The 16,642-nt window shown below is 65.5% G+C and carries 14 protein-coding genes and 1 pseudogene; 8 read left to right on the plus strand and 7 right to left on the minus strand.

Features of this window, described 5'->3' with window-relative positions:
• Window positions 1-6 precede the first annotated feature (6 nt).
• The 3 genes from CH274_RS14030 to CH274_RS14040 are packed head-to-tail and all read right to left on the minus strand — an operon-like array spanning window position 7 to window position 5,653.
• Window positions 7-1,482: an NAD-dependent succinate-semialdehyde dehydrogenase gene (locus CH274_RS14030; RefSeq protein WP_094657800.1), complete on the minus strand. Its 1,476-nt coding sequence runs from the start codon at window positions 1,480-1,482 to the stop codon at window positions 7-9.
• A complete protein-coding gene (locus tag CH274_RS14035) occupies window positions 1,479-4,391 on the minus strand; it encodes an FAD-binding and (Fe-S)-binding domain-containing protein (RefSeq protein ID WP_094657801.1) in 2,913 nt (970 codons plus the stop codon). Before CH274_RS14035 ends, CH274_RS14030 begins: the two co-directional genes overlap by 4 nt.
• A complete protein-coding gene (locus tag CH274_RS14040; RefSeq protein ID WP_032394574.1) occupies window positions 4,388-5,653 on the minus strand; it encodes an aspartate aminotransferase family protein in 1,266 nt (421 codons plus the stop codon). Before CH274_RS14040 ends, CH274_RS14035 begins: the two co-directional genes overlap by 4 nt.
• Window positions 5,654-5,792: 139 nt before the next feature.
• Here CH274_RS14040 and CH274_RS14045 point away from each other — a divergent pair, with 139 nt between their 5' ends.
• The 3 genes from CH274_RS14045 to CH274_RS14055 are packed head-to-tail and all read left to right on the plus strand — an operon-like array spanning window position 5,793 to window position 7,486.
• Entirely contained in the window at window positions 5,793-6,620 is an 828-nt protein-coding gene (locus CH274_RS14045; protein WP_373453931.1) for a ribokinase, read from the plus strand.
• The gene (locus CH274_RS14050) at window positions 6,617-7,072 is read left to right on the plus strand and encodes a helix-turn-helix transcriptional regulator (RefSeq protein ID WP_094657803.1); all 456 of its coding nucleotides are present in this window, start codon (window positions 6,617-6,619) and stop codon (window positions 7,070-7,072) included. Before CH274_RS14045 ends, CH274_RS14050 begins: the two co-directional genes overlap by 4 nt.
• Window positions 7,073-7,081: 9 nt before the next feature.
• Entirely contained in the window at window positions 7,082-7,486 is a 405-nt protein-coding gene (locus CH274_RS14055; protein WP_094657804.1) for a VOC family protein, read from the plus strand.
• A gap of 37 nt (window positions 7,487-7,523) precedes the next feature.
• On the opposite strand, the gene crcB (CH274_RS14060) is transcribed toward CH274_RS14055, so the two are convergent.
• Both crcB (CH274_RS14060) and crcB (CH274_RS14065) read right to left on the minus strand, forming a co-directional pair.
• Entirely contained in the window at window positions 7,524-7,895 is a 372-nt protein-coding gene (gene crcB, locus CH274_RS14060; RefSeq protein WP_094657805.1) for a fluoride efflux transporter CrcB, read from the minus strand.
• Window positions 7,892-8,311, minus strand: coding sequence for a fluoride efflux transporter CrcB (gene crcB / locus CH274_RS14065; RefSeq protein ID WP_045199560.1), 420 nt, complete (start codon window positions 8,309-8,311; stop codon window positions 7,892-7,894). Before crcB (CH274_RS14065) ends, crcB (CH274_RS14060) begins: the two co-directional genes overlap by 4 nt.
• Before the next feature lie 107 nt (window positions 8,312-8,418).
• Between crcB (CH274_RS14065) and CH274_RS14070 the strand changes: the two genes are divergently transcribed.
• From CH274_RS14070 to CH274_RS14085, 5 genes and pseudogenes are all read left to right on the plus strand, one after another.
• Window positions 8,419-10,536, plus strand: coding sequence for a RecQ family ATP-dependent DNA helicase (locus CH274_RS14070; protein WP_094658033.1), 2,118 nt, complete (start codon window positions 8,419-8,421; stop codon window positions 10,534-10,536).
• A gap of 176 nt (window positions 10,537-10,712) precedes the next feature.
• Window positions 10,713-11,213, plus strand: a pseudogene (ectA, locus tag CH274_RS29685) (diaminobutyrate acetyltransferase); the annotation flags it as partial.
• A gap of 48 nt (window positions 11,214-11,261) precedes the next feature.
• Complete coding sequence (gene ectB / locus CH274_RS14075; RefSeq protein ID WP_256993596.1) at window positions 11,262-12,539, plus strand: diaminobutyrate--2-oxoglutarate transaminase; 1,278 nt, start codon at window positions 11,262-11,264, stop codon at window positions 12,537-12,539.
• 40 nt (window positions 12,540-12,579) lie between these two features.
• On the plus strand, window positions 12,580-12,978 hold the full coding sequence (locus CH274_RS14080) for an ectoine synthase (protein WP_032394579.1): 399 nt from the start codon (window positions 12,580-12,582) through the stop codon (window positions 12,976-12,978).
• Between the two features lie 104 nt (window positions 12,979-13,082).
• A complete protein-coding gene (locus CH274_RS14085) occupies window positions 13,083-13,949 on the plus strand; it encodes a Sir2 family NAD-dependent protein deacetylase (RefSeq protein WP_373453926.1) in 867 nt (288 codons plus the stop codon).
• Here the strand turns inward: CH274_RS14085 and proB are convergent.
• Both proB and obgE read right to left on the minus strand, forming a co-directional pair.
• Window positions 13,922-15,061, minus strand: coding sequence for a glutamate 5-kinase (proB, locus tag CH274_RS14090; protein ID WP_176459073.1), 1,140 nt, complete (start codon window positions 15,059-15,061; stop codon window positions 13,922-13,924). The genes CH274_RS14085 and proB overlap by 28 nt on opposite strands.
• Window positions 15,062-15,063: 2 nt before the next feature.
• The gene (obgE, locus tag CH274_RS14095; protein WP_032394580.1) at window positions 15,064-16,515 is read right to left on the minus strand and encodes a GTPase ObgE; all 1,452 of its coding nucleotides are present in this window, start codon (window positions 16,513-16,515) and stop codon (window positions 15,064-15,066) included.
• Window positions 16,516-16,642 lie beyond the last annotated feature (127 nt).

Consider the following 16,642-nt stretch of genomic DNA (forward strand, 5'->3'; position numbering starts at 1 on the left):
CCTCTCTCAGCCTCGGGGAATGGCGAAATATTTGTACTCCAGAAATTCGTCTATGCCGACTTTTCCGCCCTCGCGGCCGAGTCCGGACTGTTTGACGCCACCGAACGGCGCAGCCGGATTGGACACCAGCCCCGTGTTGAGGCCGACCATGCCCACCTCGAGGCGCTCACCCATCCGAAGAGCACGGTCGATGTCCTGGGTGAAGACGTATCCGACGAGTCCCCATTCGGTGTCGTTCGCGAGGGCGATCACCTCGTCCTCGGTGTCGAACGGAACGATTGCTGCCACCGGCCCGAAGATTTCCTGTGACATCAGATCCGACGTCGCGTCGACGTCCGTGAGGACCGTCGGTGGGTAGAAGTAGCCGGGTCCGTCCGGGGCCACTCCCCCGACGATCGCACGTGCGCCGCGCCCGAGGGCGTCGTCGACGAGTGTCTGCACCTTGGTGCGGCCCGCGTCGTCGATCAGTGGACCCACCTCGGTTCCGGGTGCACTTCCGGCCCCGACCGACAGTGCACCCATCCGCTCGGCGAGCGCCTCCGCGAACTGCGCTGTGACGCTGCGGTGTACGAAGAATCGGTTGGCGGCGGTGCACGCCTCACCCATGTTGCGCATCTTGGCGACCATCGCACCGTCGACGGCGCGCGTGAGATCGGCGTCGTCCATGACGATGAAGGGTGCGTTGCCACCGAGCTCCATCGAGGTGCGCATCACCGTCGATGCGGCTTGTTCGAGCAGGATCTTGCCCACCGCCGTCGACCCGGTGAAGCTGATCTTGCGGGCCGAACCGCTGCTCATCCACGAGCCCACGACACCCGACGCGTCGGTGGTGGTCACGACATTGACCACTCCCGCCGGAACACCGGCGTCGCGCAGGATTTCGGCCAGGGCCAGTGCCGTCAACGGAGTTTGCTCGGCCGGCTTGAACACCACGGTGCATCCTGCCGCCAATGCAGGGCCGATCTTGCGAGTTCCCATGGCCAATGGGAAGTTCCACGGAGTGACGAGAATGCACGGTCCGACGGGTGCTCGGGTGACCACGATGCGGTTCTTGCCGTCTCCGGTGAGGGTGTGATCGCCCGAGATGCGCACCGCCTCCTCGGAGAACCAGCGGAAGAACTCGGCACCGTACGCCACCTCACCCCGCGCATCGGCCAGTGGCTTTCCCATTTCCGCGGTGATGATCGCAGCGAGCTCCTCCGACCGCGCCATGATCAGTTCGTATGCCGTGCGGAGGATTTCGCTACGTGCACGCGGCGGCGTCGCGGCCCAGTCGGCGGCGGCGTCGACCGCTGCGGCCATGGCGTTCTCGGCATCGGCGATGCCGCCGTCGGCGACGCTGGCGATGACCTCACCGCTGGCGGGATCGATGACATCGAACCGGGCGTCCGACGCTGCGGCGGTCCACGTGCCTGCGATGAACAGGTCGGTCGGAGCCGTGATCGTGGGACGCGTGAGGCTGGTGGTCGAACTGGCGGTCATGGCCGCGGTCCTTTCGTCGAACGTGGATCGAGTATCTGTGCCAGGTGTACGGACGCGTCACCGGTCAGGTCACCGGTGAGTTGACGCACCTGCATGTGGCAGGAGAATCCGTCGGTCAGAATCGGAGTGTCCGGCTCGGCGTCACGGAGCGCCGGCGCGAGGGCCTGCTCGGCGACCGCCATGCTCAGCTCGAAGTGCCGAGACTCGAAGCCGAAATTGCCTGCCACGCCGCAGCATCCGGTGGCCTCCCGCACCGCGTCGATACCGACGGAGGCCAATGCCGTGCGCTGGGTGGCGTTGCCGAACACCGCATATTCGTGGCAGTGGGTCTGTACGGTCACCGAGTCGGGAATCTCCGCCGTGGGCACCCACCCGGCCGCGGCCTGATCGATCACCGCGCCCGCGAAACTCTGTACTCGCGCCGCGACTCGTCTCGCGGCCGGGGTGGGAACCAACTCCGGCATGTCCTTGCGGAACGCCGCCGCGCAGCTCGGTTCGGTGACGACGATGGGCCGGTCGGTGCCGTCGTCCAGTGCTGCAACGGCTTTCGTGAGGTGCGCGCGGGCGGCCTTCAGCTGGCCCGTCGAGATCCAGGTCAGACCACAGCACACGTCGGTCCGGCATTCGGTGCTGCGTCCCGAGTCCTCGAGCACGCGCTGAGCCGCGCCCGCGACCTCGGGACGAAAACCCTGAGTGAAGGTGTCGACGACCAACACGACGTCCGCGTCGCGGCCGCCGCCGAGCCGGACTTCTCGCGCCAGTTCCTTCGCCGATGCGAATCGTGGCAACGGCCGCTCGGTGGTCAGCCCACCGAGCCGAGCCGCCAGTGCCGCGATGCGCGGGGTGAGCAGACGGTTGAGCAACGGTGCCGTTCTCTTCGTCACCTTCAGCCAGCGGGGCAACCAGCCAAGCGAATAATGCGAGAGCGGCCGCAGTCGCCCCGCGTAATGATGATCGAGGAACTCGGACTTGTACGTCGCCATGTCCACTCCGACAGGACAATCCGACGAACAGGCCTTGCAGGACAGACACAGATCGAGCGATTCGGCCACGTCCTTCGAGGCCCATCCGTCGGCAACTGTCGGCGAACTGCGCACCATCTCCTGCAGCACTCGTGCTCGACCCCGCGTCGAATCCTTCTCGTCGCCCGTGGCGCGGAAACTGGGGCACATGACGCCTCCGGACGCTGTGCGGCATTTACCGACACCGACACACGACTGAGTTGCGTGTACGAAGGGATCCAGGTCTGCCCGCGTCCCGATCTGGTGCAGATCGAAGGTCGTCTTCCATTCCCGCTGTGGGATGCCCTGCAGCATCAGGTTGTCCATCATCGGTTCCGGATCGGTGATCGACCCCGGGTTGAGGATGCCGCCGGGATCCCAGATGCGCTTGAATCGTGCGAACGCGTCGAGCATGCGGGGCGAGTACATCACCGGCAGCAGTTCCGAGCGTGCCCTGCCGTCGCCGTGCTCACCGGACAGGCTGCCGCCGTGCTCGACCACCACCCGCGCGGCGGCGCGCAGGAAGTCGTTCATCACTCGTCGTCCGGCGTCGGTGCGCTGATCGAACGTGATGCGCACGTGCATGCAGCCGGCACCGAAGTGTCCGTACATCACCCCCGTCAGATCGTGTTCGGACAGAAGCACGTTGAGGTCGGCGAGATAGGCGGACAGGTTCTCGGGTGCGACGGCGGCGTCCTCCCAGCCGCCCCAGGACTCGGCTCCGCCGGCCAGGCGGGTCGCGAGCCCCGCGCCGTCCTCACGTACTCGCCACAGCGCTGTTCGATCGGCAGGGTCGGTGACGATGCGGCCCTCCTTGACGCGGCCGAGAAGACCGAGCGCCTCGAGCAGACGGGCGGCCTTGTTCTCCACTTCGGCGGTATCGGCACCGTCGAGGTCGACGTAGAGCCAGGCGTTTCCCGCGGGCAGACCGCGGACGGAGTCCGGTCCGCGGCGGTACTCCATCGTCCGGGCGATGTTGTCGTCGATACCCTCCACCGCGGCAGGCGAGAACTCGAGAATGGCCGTCACGTCGGCCGCGGCGGCCACCACGTCGTCGTAGCCCAGGCAGAGCAACAGCGCGGCCCGCGGTACGGGCACGACGGCGACGGTGACCGAGACGATCACCGCGCAGGTGCCCTCGCTTCCGACGAGTGCACGAGCGACGTCGAACCCGTTCTCGGGCAGCAGATGCGACAGGTGAAATCCGGAGACCTGTCGCGGTATGCGGCCCAGCTCGACTCTGAACAGGGCGAGGTTGTCCGCCGCCAGCGACTGCAGCTCACGCGAGATACGTTCGGCCGCATCGGTTGCCGCGGAATCCTGCGAATGCACTGCCGCCACACCGCTACGAGTCACTCGAAGCAGGTGCCCGTCGGCGGTGACCACGTCCATCGCCACCGTGTGGTCCGCTGTTCGTCCGTAGCGCACCGAATGATTACCGCATGCGTCGTTGCCGACCGCCCCGCCGACCGTCGCGCGTGTCTTGCTGGACGGGTCGGGGGCGAACGTGAATTCCCCGGCTGTGCGCGCCACCAACTCTCGCTGCAACTCCGAGATGACGATTCCCGGTTCCACCACCGCCGTTCGCGAGTCGGTGTCCACCGAGATCACGCGATTCATGTGGCGAGAGAAATCGAGCACGATGCCGCGACCGATCGCGTTGCCCGCCATGGATGTTCCGCCGCCTCGGCCGATGACCGCAATTCCGGCAGCGGCGCACCGCGAAACCACGGTCGACACGTCATCGGCATTGCGCGGAAACACAACGGCGGCAGGCGGAATTCGGTAGTTCGAGGCGTCGTAGGAGTACTCGGCGAGCCGCCGATCCGAGTCGTCGATCTCGATGCCCAGTTCGCGTACTTCCTGCACGAGCGCAGGAACCGGGGACCGAACGGAAGCAGCCGTCACAGCACATTCTTCAGTGTGCGCGACAACGCGTCGAGGCCCTGCCGCATTTCGTCGTCGCTCACGATCAGCGCCGGGATGATCCGAACCACGTTGCCGAGCGCGCCACAGGTGAGCAGCAACAACCCCTCGTCGATCGCGCCCTGTTGTACGCGCAGAGCGGCCGCAGCATCGGGATTGCCTGCGCTGTCGACGAATTCGAGTGCCTGCATCAAGCCGAGTCCACGTGCATCACCGATTGCAGAGTGCTCGGACTTCAGTGCGAGCAGGCCGTCGAGCAGAACTCGGCCCTGCGCGGCAGCGTTGGCGACCAGACCTTCCTCACGCACGACGTCGAGCGTCGCGACACCCGCCGCAGCGGCGACGGCATTGCCGCCGTACGTGCCGCCCTGCGATCCGGGCCAGGCCTTGCTCATCAACTCGGTCGATGCCGCGATCGCCGAGATCGGAAATCCGCTGGCCAGACCTTTCGCGGTGATGACGATGTCGGGAGTGATCGACGAGTGCTGATGACCCCAGAATTTCCCGGTACGGCCGACCCCCGCTTGCACCTCGTCGACGATGAGGACGATCCCGTGGGTGTCCGCGCGTTCGCGCAGGCCCTCGAGAAACTCCGGAGGCGTGGGCAGATAACCGCCGTCACCGAGTACCGGCTCGATGATGAACGCAGCGGTGTCGGCGGGGCTCGACATCGTCATCAGCAGGTAGTCGAGTTCCTTCAACGCGAAGGCGACGGCGGTGTCCATGTCCCAGCCGTATCGGAACGCGTACGGGAACGGCGCGATGTGCACACCGCCCATGATCGGTGAGAATCCGGACCGAAACTTGGTGCCCGCGGTGGTCAACGACGCGGCCGCCACCGTGCGTCCGTGGAACCCTCCGTGGAACGCGATGATGTTGGGCCGTCCGGTCGCCATGCGCGCCAACCGAATCGATGCCTCGACGGCCTCGGAGCCGGAGTTGGCGTAGAAGACGCTGTCGAGACCGGGCGGTAGTACCTCGCCGAGCTTGTCGGTCAGCGCCAGCAGCGGCTGATGCATGACTGTCGTGTACTGAGCGTGGATGATCTTGCCCACCTGCTCGCGGGCGGCCTCGACCACGCGGGGATGGCAGTGCCCGGTGCTGGTGACGCCGATACCGGTGGTGAAGTCGAGGTACTTGCGCCCGTCCGTGCCGATGATCCAGCTGCCCTTTCCGTGATCGACGACGATCGGGGTCGCCTGCTTGAGTGCCGGGCTGAGGTGGGTGCGAGTCGACGCTGTCATGGCTGCCATCGTCACCCACCGAATTAGGATTGTCAACAATCTGCAATTGGCAGTTCGGGGACGAGTGCATCCGCCCGAGCGATACAGTTCGTCGGTGTCCGCCTCGAACCCTCGCATCGCCGTGCTCGGCAGCATCAACATGGATCTGATCACCCGGGCACCGTCCCTGCCCGAACCCGGCGAAACCGTGCTGGGCACATCGTTCACCACCTCGCCGGGCGGCAAGGGCTCCAATCAGGCCATCGCCGCCGCCAAAGCCGGCGTTCCTGTGTCGTTCATCGGAGCGGTCGGAGACGACGAGTTCGGGAAGACACTGCGCCGGACCCTGTCGAGCGCGGGAGTCGACGACCGCGCGCTGCGCACCACAGCAGGTTCGAGCGGCATCGCCGCCATCACCGTCGACGATCACGCCGAGAACAACATCGTCGTGGTCCCCGGGGCCAACGAACGCGTTCGCGACCTCACCGACGACGACCTGACCGTCATCTCCGACGCCGACATTCTCCTGTGTCAGTTGGAGATTCCCCTCGCCACCGTGGTGACCGCATTCGAGTACGCACGCTCTCGCGGTGTGGTGACGATGCTGAACCCGTCACCGGTTCAGGATCTGCCCGACGCCCTGGTGGCGGCAACCGACGTGCTCGTGGTCAACGAAGCCGAGGAAAGCCGACTCGGAAACCGGCTGAACGAGGTGACGCACGTGATCACCACACTCGGTGCCCGAGGCGCTCGGTACCGCGGCTCGGAATCGTTCGAGGTCCCTGCTCCGCGCGTCGACGCCGTCGACACCACCGGGGCCGGCGACGCATTCGCCGGAGCACTGGCTGCGTCCTGGTTCGACGGCCCGCGCAAGGCAGTCGAATGGGCCTGCGTTGCAGGATCTTTCGCCGCGACGAGGCCGGGTGCGAGCACGTCCTCGGGTACTCGCGAGGACATCGACGCACTGCGAGATGCGGCCACTGGATGAACACCCCCGACCTCGACGAACTCCGACGTCTGCGCCGCGCGCGCGACCGAATGGATCGCGAATTCGCCGAGCCACTCGACGTTCCCGCTCTGGCCCGCACGGCATCGATGTCCACCGCGCACTTCAGTCGCCGTTTCCGCGAGGCCTACGGTGAGACGCCGTACGCACATCTGATGACCCGCCGAATCGAGCGCGCCAAGGCCCTGCTGCGCCGCGGAGATGTCAGCGTCACCGAGGCCTGCTTCGCAGTGGGCTGTACCAGTCTCGGATCCTTCAGCTCCCGGTTCACCGAGATCGTCGGTGAGACACCCAGCGCGTACCGCGCCCGTGATCACAGCGACAGCCAGGGGATGCCGAGTTGCGTGTCCCTGGCGGTGGGCCGACCGATACGGACCGCGATCTCCGTGCAATCGAGCAGAATCGAAGAAGCGATGTCGTCCGACGCGTCCTAGCCTTGCGACATGACACTTTCCCTGAGCCACGGCCACATCTACACCGACGACCCCGATGCCTCTCTGGCCTTCTATCGCGACACCCTCGGACTCGAGGTGAAGAACGAGGTGGTGCACGACGGCTTCCGGTGGATAACCCTGTCCACCGCCGATCAACCCGAAATCGCGATCGTACTGTCACAGCCGCATGCGGGACGGTCCCAGGAGCTCGGCGATCAGATCGCTGCGCTGCTCGCCAAGGGTGAACTGCCCGGTTTGTGGTTTCGCGCAGACGACCTCGACGGCGCGTTCGAGAAGATCCGCGCGGCAGGCACCGCCGAAATTCTGCAGGAACCGACCAGTCAGCCGTGGGGAGCGCGCGACGCGGCATTCCGCGATCCCGCCGGGAACATGGTTCGCGTCAGTCAGGCGTGAGTGGAGCCCGCGGAACGAACCATCATGGTTTCCGACCTCACATCGACGCGAGAGCCAGACCACCGCCGCATGCGAGGACGGACGCCAGCAGCGAGACGATCGCGTTGACTGCGGCATCGCGTCGACGCCCGTGCTGTAGCAACCGGACGGTCTCGACACTCGCCGTGCTGAACGTGGTGTACCCGCCGCAGAACCCGGTGCCGATGACGGCTTGGGCGTCGGTCGAGCCGGCTCGGAACATCACCCATCCGGCCAGCACCCCCAGCAGGAACGACCCGGACACGTTGATGCCGAGTGTCGCCCACGGAAAGCTCGTCCGTGCCGCGAGACGTGACTTCACTTCCGCATCGACGACGAAGCGAACGACTGCCCCCAGCCCGCCGGCCACTGCGATCCACAGCGCGATCATCGAACCACTCTGCCTGCCAGTGCGATTCCGGCCCAGGCGGCGAGTATGCCGACAATCACGCTGACCACTGCGTAGGCCACGGCCACCCCGGTGAACCCACTCCGGAACCCTTCGACCGTCTCGAGGGCGAAGGTGCTGTACGTGGTGAACGCGCCGCAGAACCCGGTACCTGCCAGCAACCTCAGCCTGCGCCGATTTCCCGCATCGGGCCCACCGCGAACGAGTGACTCGAGCAGAAGGCCGAGCACGAATGCACCGGCGATGTTGATGCCGAAGGTCGCCGTCGGCCACTGCGATGCCGAATGCGGGAGCTGCTCCTCGATCACGTAGCGGACTGCCGTACCCGCCGCTCCGCCGACGAACACCACTGCCAGTGCCCACAGGTGACGGTGCACGGGTCCCTGGTCGGCCGGCATCGAATCGGAATCGGGATCGACCACCGATGATCCTTTCGGGCTGCTCGGTCCGACCGTTTCCGACCGGCCCGTGTTTGATGTCGGATGCCTACTGCACGATGGAGCCTATGACAACGACCACGGAGCCCACGACCGGGAACTTGCGCGAGAGCGCCGAGGAACTGTTGCGCGAACTCGCCGGCCCCGATGCAGTGCTGCGCGAAGACCAGTGGACGGCCATCGAGGCCCTCGTGGTGCATCGGCGGCGGGCGCTGGTGGTGCAGCGGACCGGTTGGGGCAAGTCGGCGGTCTACTTCATCGCGGCGAAGCTGCTGCGCGCGCAGGGCCTGGGTCCGACGGTCATCGTCTCTCCGTTGTTGGCGCTGATGCGCAACCAGGTTGCCTCCGCCGAGCGGGCGGGCGTGCGCGCCGCCACCATCAACTCCGGCAACATGACCGAATGGGACGACATTCATCAGCAGGTCAACTCCGGTGAACTCGACGTGCTGCTGGTCAGTCCGGAGCGATTGAACAATCCCGATTTCCGCGATCAGGTACTGCCGTCCCTGGCCGGGGACGCGGGCCTCGTCGTGGTCGACGAAGCTCACTGCGTCTCCGATTGGGGCCACGACTTTCGACCCGACTACCGACGAATCAGAACTCTGATCGCCGAGTTGCGCGACGGTATCCCCGTACTCGCGACCACGGCGACGGCGAACGACCGCGTGGTGGACGACGTCGCGGCGCAGTTGGGTGTCGGCGGCGGAGACACACTCGTCCTGCGCGGCGGGCTCGCACGCGACTCTCTGCGCATGGCCGTGGTGAAGATCGACAATGCCACCGAACGGGCGGCGTGGCTCGGCGATCATCTGAAGACGCTGCCCGGTTCGGGAATCATCTACACCCTGACGGTGTCGGCGGCCAAGGACCTGGCGGCGCTGCTGACCGATCAGGGGCACGTCGTGGCCTCGTACACCGGTCAGACGGACCCGACCGAACGCGAGTCGCTCGAAAGTGACCTGCTGGCCAACCGAGTCAAGGCCCTGGTCGCCACGTCCGCATTGGGCATGGGCTTCGACAAGCCCGACCTCGGTTTCGTGGTGCACATGGGGGCACCGTCGTCTCCGATTTCGTACTACCAGCAGGTCGGGCGTGCCGGTCGCGCCACGGAACGAGCCGATGTGGTGCTGCTTCCCGGCCACGAGGATCGGCAGATCTGGAGCTACTTCGCCTCGGTCGCCTTCCCCCGCGAACATCTGGTGCGGCAGGTCATCGATGCATTGAACACCGAGAAGGCTCAGTCGACGCAGGCACTGGAGCCGCTGGTCGAGCTGAACCGCAGCAGGCTCGAGATGGTACTGAAGGTCCTCGACGTCGACGGCGCGGTCAGACGCGTTCGTGGCGGCTGGATGGCGACCGGGGAGCAATGGACGTACGACGCGTCCCGCTACGAGCGTCTCGAGCAGGCCAGGGACCGCGAACAGCAGGCCATGATCGACTACCAGGGCACCGACGGCTGCCGGATGGAGTTCTTGCGGAGACAGCTCGACGACCCGGACCTGGGCGCACCCGGTAGTGAGTCCGACCGATGCGGGCAGTGCGACAACTGCACCGGTGAGCACCTGTCCGCCTCGGTGGATGCGGCCTCGGTCGACTCGGCGAGGGCACGATTGGATCGGCCGGGCATCGACCTGCAGCCCAGAAAGCAGTGGCCCAGCGGTATGAAGAAGCTCGGTGTCTCGCTCTCGGGCAAGATCTCCGACCCCCACGAACCCGGGCGTGTACTGGGCCGGCTCACCGACCTGGGCTGGGGCAGCCGACTGCGTGCCCTGCTCGATGCGCCCGACGCTCCGGCCACCGATGCACTGGAGAAGGCGTGCATCACCGTGCTCGCCAACTGGGATTGGAAGCAGCGGCCCACTGCCGTTCTGGCTCTCGACTCCCCTACCCACCCGCTCCTGGTGCGGTCGATCGCCGCGCGATTGGCATCGGTCGGCAAATTGGAGGATCTCGGGGTGATGCAGGTCAGGGCAGGTCATCCACCCGTGTCGGCCGCCAATTCGGCCTTTCGGGTCGCCGGGCTGGTGGACTCGTGGGACGTTCCGGACGTATCGTCCGTGACGGGACCGATCCTGTTGATCGATCTGGTCACCGACACGGGGTGGACGTTCACCTGTGCGGCGTCGGCTCTGACGTCAGCGGGCGCCTCGGCGGTGTTGCCGTTCGCTCTCGCAACACCGAAATGACGACCGGTCGAAATTGCATGGTTTGATTTCTGCAGCGCTGGGTACAGCCAGCTGGGTCAGGAATGTGTGACCACCATCACAATCGGTGGTTAACCAGGGGAAGCATGTCCGTTTCGGGGGTCGATCTGCGGACTCACTCGATATGCCTCGGCGACCTTGTTACGTTTGTTTTTCCTATGAAGCCCGCATTGCTGAGAGGTACCCCGCTCACTGCGCCGGACGCAGTGAAGTTTCGTAAGCCACAGATCTCCGACGGAGTCCGGCTCTGGGAGATCGCAAGAGATTCGCGAGTTCTGGATCTCAATTCCAGCTACTCGTACGTGTTGTGGTGCCGTGATTTCGCGGCCACCACCGTCGTATCCGACATCGACGGCCGCGCAGTCGGTTTCGTCACCGGATACATCCGCCAGGACGCCCCCCGCACACTGTTCGTGTGGCAGGTCGCCGTGGATGCGGACCAGCGTGGCAAGGGACTTGCCGGTCGCATGCTGATGGAGCTGCTCGACCGCCTCGAGCCACAGGGCATCACGCATCTGGAAACGACGATCAGCCCGGACAACGAAGCGTCCATCGCAACCTTCACGAGCCTCGCACGTAAGCGAGGCACCGACATCGTCAAGTCGGATTTGTTCGCGCCCAACGATTTCCCTGATAGCCACGAAGCGGAGGAGCTCTACACCGTAGGCCCCGACGCATCGCGGAATTACGAAAGGAACAAGCAGAACATGACCGAAAAGAACACCGTCACAACAGAGAAGCCCGATGTGTTCGAGACCGTCGAGTCCGGAGTGCGGAGCTACAGCCGCCAGTGGCCCGCCGTGTTCTCCACCGCGAAGAACTCGGTGATCACCGATGAGAACGGCAACGACTACCTCGACTTCTTCGGTGGCGCAGGCGCACTGAACTACGGCCACAACAACGACATGATCAAGGGCGCGTTGGTGGACTACATCACCAGCGACGGCATCACCCACGGACTGGACATGTCCACGGTCGCCAAGCGCGAATTCCTCGAGTCGTTCAAGAAGAACATCCTCGACCCCCGCGGCCTGGACTACAAGGTTCAGTTCCCCGGACCGACGGGCACCAACACCGTCGAGGCGGCCCTGAAGTTGGCACGCAAGGTCACCGGGCGTGAGGCGATCATCAACTTCACCAACGCATTCCACGGCATGACACTCGGCGCGCTGTCGGTCACCGGCAACTCGATGAAGCGTGCCGGCGCCGGAATTCCGTTGGTGCACACCACTCCGATGCCGTACGACAACTACTTCGGAGGAGTCACCGAGGACTTCCAGTGGTTCGAGCGCGTACTCGACGACTCGGGCAGCGGGTTCAACCGCCCGGCCGCAGTGATCGTGGAAACCATCCAGGGTGAGGGCGGCATCAACGTGGCGCGCCCCGAATGGCTGCGCGCGTTGGCGGAGCTGTGCTCGCGTCGCGAGATCCTGCTGATCGTCGACGACGTCCAGATGGGCTGCGGTCGCACCGGACAGTTCTTCTCGTTCGAGGAAGCCGGCATCACCCCGGACATCGTCACGCTGTCCAAGTCCATCGGCGGTTACGGCATGCCGCTGGCACTGACCCTGTTCAAGCCCGAGCTGGACGTGTGGTCACCGGGCGAGCACAACGGCACCTTCCGCGGCTTCAACCCCTCGTTCGTCACGGCGAAGGCCGCCATCGACCACTACTGGTCCGATGACAGCTTCGAGAAGGAGATCCTCGCCAAGGGCGAGCACATCCAGGATCGTTTCATCAAGCTCTGCGCAAAGTTCGACGGCATCTCCACTCGCGGCCGCGGCATGGTCCAGGCACTCGTATTCGACGACGCCGAGTTGGCCGGCAAGGTCTCACAGCTCTGCTACGACGAGCATCTGCTCGTGGAAACGGCAGGACCGAAGGACGAAGTCGTCAAGCTGCTCCCACCGTTGACCACGACGTTGGACGAGCTGGACCGCGGTCTGGACGTCATCGAGAGCGCCGTCGCCAAGGTGCTTTCCTGACCGTCCGTCCGCAGCAACCGACATCGAAGGAGGACATCGCATGATCGTTCGCACCACCCAGGAGATCACCGGTACCGATCGCGACATCGAGAGCGAAGACGGCAACTGGCGCAGCAAGAGAATCATTCTCGGCGGCGACAAGGTCGGATTCTCGTTCCACGAGACCACGATTCAGGCCGGCACGGTGAACAACTTCCACTACGCCAACCACGTCGAGGCCGTCTGGCTGATCGAGGGCGAGGGAACGCTCACCGACCGCGAGACCGGAGAAACCTACGAGCTCGGTGCGGGATCGATGTACCTGCTCAACGGACACGAGCGCCACACCGTCGAGCCGCGTACCACGATGCGCATGCTGTGCGTGTTCAATCCCCCGGTCGTCGGCAACGAGACGCACGACGAGAACGGCGTGTACCCCCTCGTCGAGGTACCCGCGTAGCACCAGTACGTCCCTGACGGCCCGCACCGACGCTTCCGCGTCGGGTGCGGGCCGTAGGCGTCGATACGGTGCTCATCGGGCGATGGATCGCTATCCTGGACGAAGTGAATGCATCTGCTGTGTCCGCAGTCCTGTACGAGCAGCTGACTTCTCTGCTCGAGGGCAGGACGGTCACCGTCGTGAGCGGCGCAGGCATGTCCACCGACTCCGGCATTCCCGATTACCGCGGTCCGCAGTCACCCCCGCGTAACCCGATGACATTCCAGCAGTTCATCGGTGACGCCGAATTTCGTCGGCACTACTGGGCACGCAACCACGTCGGGTGGCGACACATGGATGCCGCGGTACCCAACGACGGGCACCGAGCACTCGCCCGACTCGAACGGGCCGGCGTCGTCACCGGCATCATCACCCAGAACGTCGACATGCTGCACACCAAGGCGGGCAGCCGAAACGTCATCGACCTGCACGGCGTCTACGCCCGCGTTCGCTGCCTGAACTGCGAGCGATTGATCTCGCGTTTCGAACTGGCCCGGCGACTCGATCGTGCCAATCCGGGTTTCCTCGAGTCGGTTGCACCCGCAAACGGCGTCGAGATCGCGCCCGATGCCGACGCGATCATCTCCTCGACCGCGCACTTCAGAATGGTCGACTGCGAATCATGTTCGGGCATACTGAAACCCGACATCGTCTACTTCGGTGAGAGTGTTCCCAAGCCGCGTGTCGCCGAGGCATACGATCTGGTCGACCGAAGTGATGCGTTGTTGGTGCTCGGATCCTCGCTGACCGTGATGTCCGGCCTGCGGTTCGTCAGGCACGCGTCCAAGAAGTCGAAGCCGATCGTCATAGTCAACCGCGGTACCACCCGCGGCGACGAATTCGCTTCTCTCACAGTCCATGCCGGTTGCTCTGAGGTGGCGACCGCGCTGGCCGACGACCTCGATCAGGCAGGAACCAGATCGTCGGCATGAACCACAGGTCGTTGTAGTTCCGCGGCCAAATCCCCTGTGGACCGCCCGAGCATTCCGGCCAGCTCCGCCGAGTCGTACGCGACGACCCCGCGAGCCACCAGGACGCCGCCGTGGTCGACCAACGAGACCACATCGCCGCCGTGGAAGGATCCCGTCACCGACGTGATACCAGCGGACAGCAACGACCGTCGCCGATCCACTACTGCACGCACCGCCCCCGCGTCGAGGTGGAGTTCTCCCGCGGCATCCGCGGCATGACGGACCCAGAACTTGCGGGCCGACAACCGAGTCGGCCGAGCAGCGAAGGCGGTACCCACCGCGGACGTCGTCAGTGCGTGTGCAGCATCGGATGCCGCAGCCAGCAGCACCGGAACACCGGCATCGGCTGCGAGACGCGCAGCGGACAGCTTGGACGCCATTCCGCCGGTGCCCAGCGCTCCCCCGGAGCCGGCGACGACGCCGTCGAGATCCTCGGGACTGGTCACCTCCGGGATCAGCGTCGCCTCGCCCTTGCGAGGATCACCGTCGTACAACCCGTCCACGTCCGAGAGCAGGAACAGCGCGTCCGCTCCGACGAGGTGGGCGACCAGGGCAGCCAGGCGATCGTTGTCGCCGAACCTGATCTCCGCGGTGGCGACCGTGTCGTTCTCGTTGACGATGGCCACGGCACCGAGCGAGCGCAGCCGATCCAGGGTGCGCTGAGCATTGCGATGGTTGGTTCGCCGCGCGATGTCCTCGGCCGTCAGCAGAACCTGTCCGACCGTGCGTCCGTACCGGTGGAACGACGAGCTCCACGCATGAACCAGAGCGAGCTGTCCGACGCTCGCCGCAGCCTGCTTGGTCGCCAGGTCTCGTGGACGCTTGGTCAGGCCCAGCGGTGCCATCCCTGCGCCGATCGCGCCGGAGGACACGACCACCACGTCCGTGCCGCTGCGCATCCGAGATTCGATGGCGTCGGCGAGCAGATCGAGTCGGCCCAGATCCAGACCGGTGTCGAGGCTGGTGAGAGCCGAGGAACCGATCTTGACCACGATCCGCTTGGCATCGGCGATCGTGCGACGGGTATCGGTGAGAGCCTCTGCGAGCGAATCGGATTCACGCACCGCCACCACGGCTACTCCTGTTCGGTATCGAGCCCGCGACGAACCTGGCGGGCATGCTTGCGTTCGGATGCGCCGATGCGCTCGACCTGATCCAGGCGGGCATCGGTGCCACGGCCGGTCATCGTGATCTCGACACCGGCCGGGGTCTGCGGCTCCCAATCGAACGAGACGTCGCCGATGGTGACCGAAGCACCGGGCTGAGCGCCGGCCTTGATGAGTGCGTCCTCGACGCCGAGCCGCGCGAGACGGTCGGCGAGATAGCCGACGGCCTCGTCGTTGGTGAACTGCGTCTGGCGTACCCACCGCTCCGGTCGGGTACCGCGAACGATGAAGCCGTCCGGGATGTCCGGATCCTTCACCACCTTGAAGCTGTCGTCGTTCTTGGCGACCGGACGCAGCACCTGACGTCGCGGCTCGGGAGCCGGATGCGCAGTGCGGTACTCCTCGACCAGCTTCGCCAACGCGAACGTCAGCGGCTTGAGACCGGCACGCGTCACCGCGGAGATGGTGAACACGGGCCACCCACGCGACTCGAACTCGGCGGTGACCATCTCGGCGAGTTCGGCACCCTCGGGAATGTCTGCCTTGTTCAGTACGACGATGCGGGGCCGATCGGCGAGATCACCGAGGCTGGCATCACCGGACAGAGCCGGCTTGTAGGCCGCCAACTCGGCTTCGAGGGCGTCGACGTCGGAGATCGGATCGCGACCCGGATCCAGCGTGGCGCAATCGACTACGTGTGCGAGCACAGCGCATCGCTCGAGGTGCCGCAGGAAGTCCAGTCCGAGACCGCGGCCCTGACTCGCGCCGGGGATCAGCCCGGGGACGTCGGCGACGGTGAACGTGGTGTCTCCACTGGATACGACACCGAGGTTGGGCACCAGTGTGGTGAACGGGTAGTCGGCGATCTTCGGCTTCGCGGCGGAGAGCACCGAAACCAGCGAGGACTTACCGGCCGACGGAAAACCGACGAGGCCCACATCGGCGACGGACTTGAGTTCGAGGACGAGTTCGCGCTCGACGCCCTCTTCGCCGAGCAGTGCGAATCCGGGGGCACGTCGAGCCTTCGATGCGAGAGCTGCGTTGCCGAGTCCACCGCGGCCGCCCGGAGCGGCGTCGAAACGTGTTCCCTCGCCGATCATGTCGGCGAGGACGTTGCCCTTCTTGTCGAGCACGACGGTGCCGTCGGGAACCTTGAGGATCAGGTCCTCGCCGTTGGCACCCTCGCGGTTGCCGCCCATGCCCTGAGTTCCGTTGCCTGCCTTGGCATGGCTGGAGAAGTGGAAGTCGAGCAGAGTGTGGACGTTGCTGTCGACGACGAACACGACTCCGCCGCCCTGTCCTCCGTTGCCACCGTCGGGGCCACCGAGAGGCTTGAACTTCTCGCGGTGAACCGAAGAGCAGCCGTTGCCACCTTTGCCGGCGCTGACGTGCAGCACCACGCGGTCGATGAATCGTGACATAGCTGTCTTCGATCCTTTCGTGAAAGAAAAAGCGGGAGAAAAAAGCGATAGGGGCGGACCGGTCTCATGACCCTGGTCCGCCCCTATCGGGAGCTGTGAACGTACGCCGTGGATGGTCGACTCGAGC

This window comes from Rhodococcus sp. 06-418-5 (genome assembly GCF_002258285.1).
Taxonomy (GTDB): Bacteria; Actinomycetota; Actinomycetes; order Mycobacteriales; family Mycobacteriaceae; genus Rhodococcoides.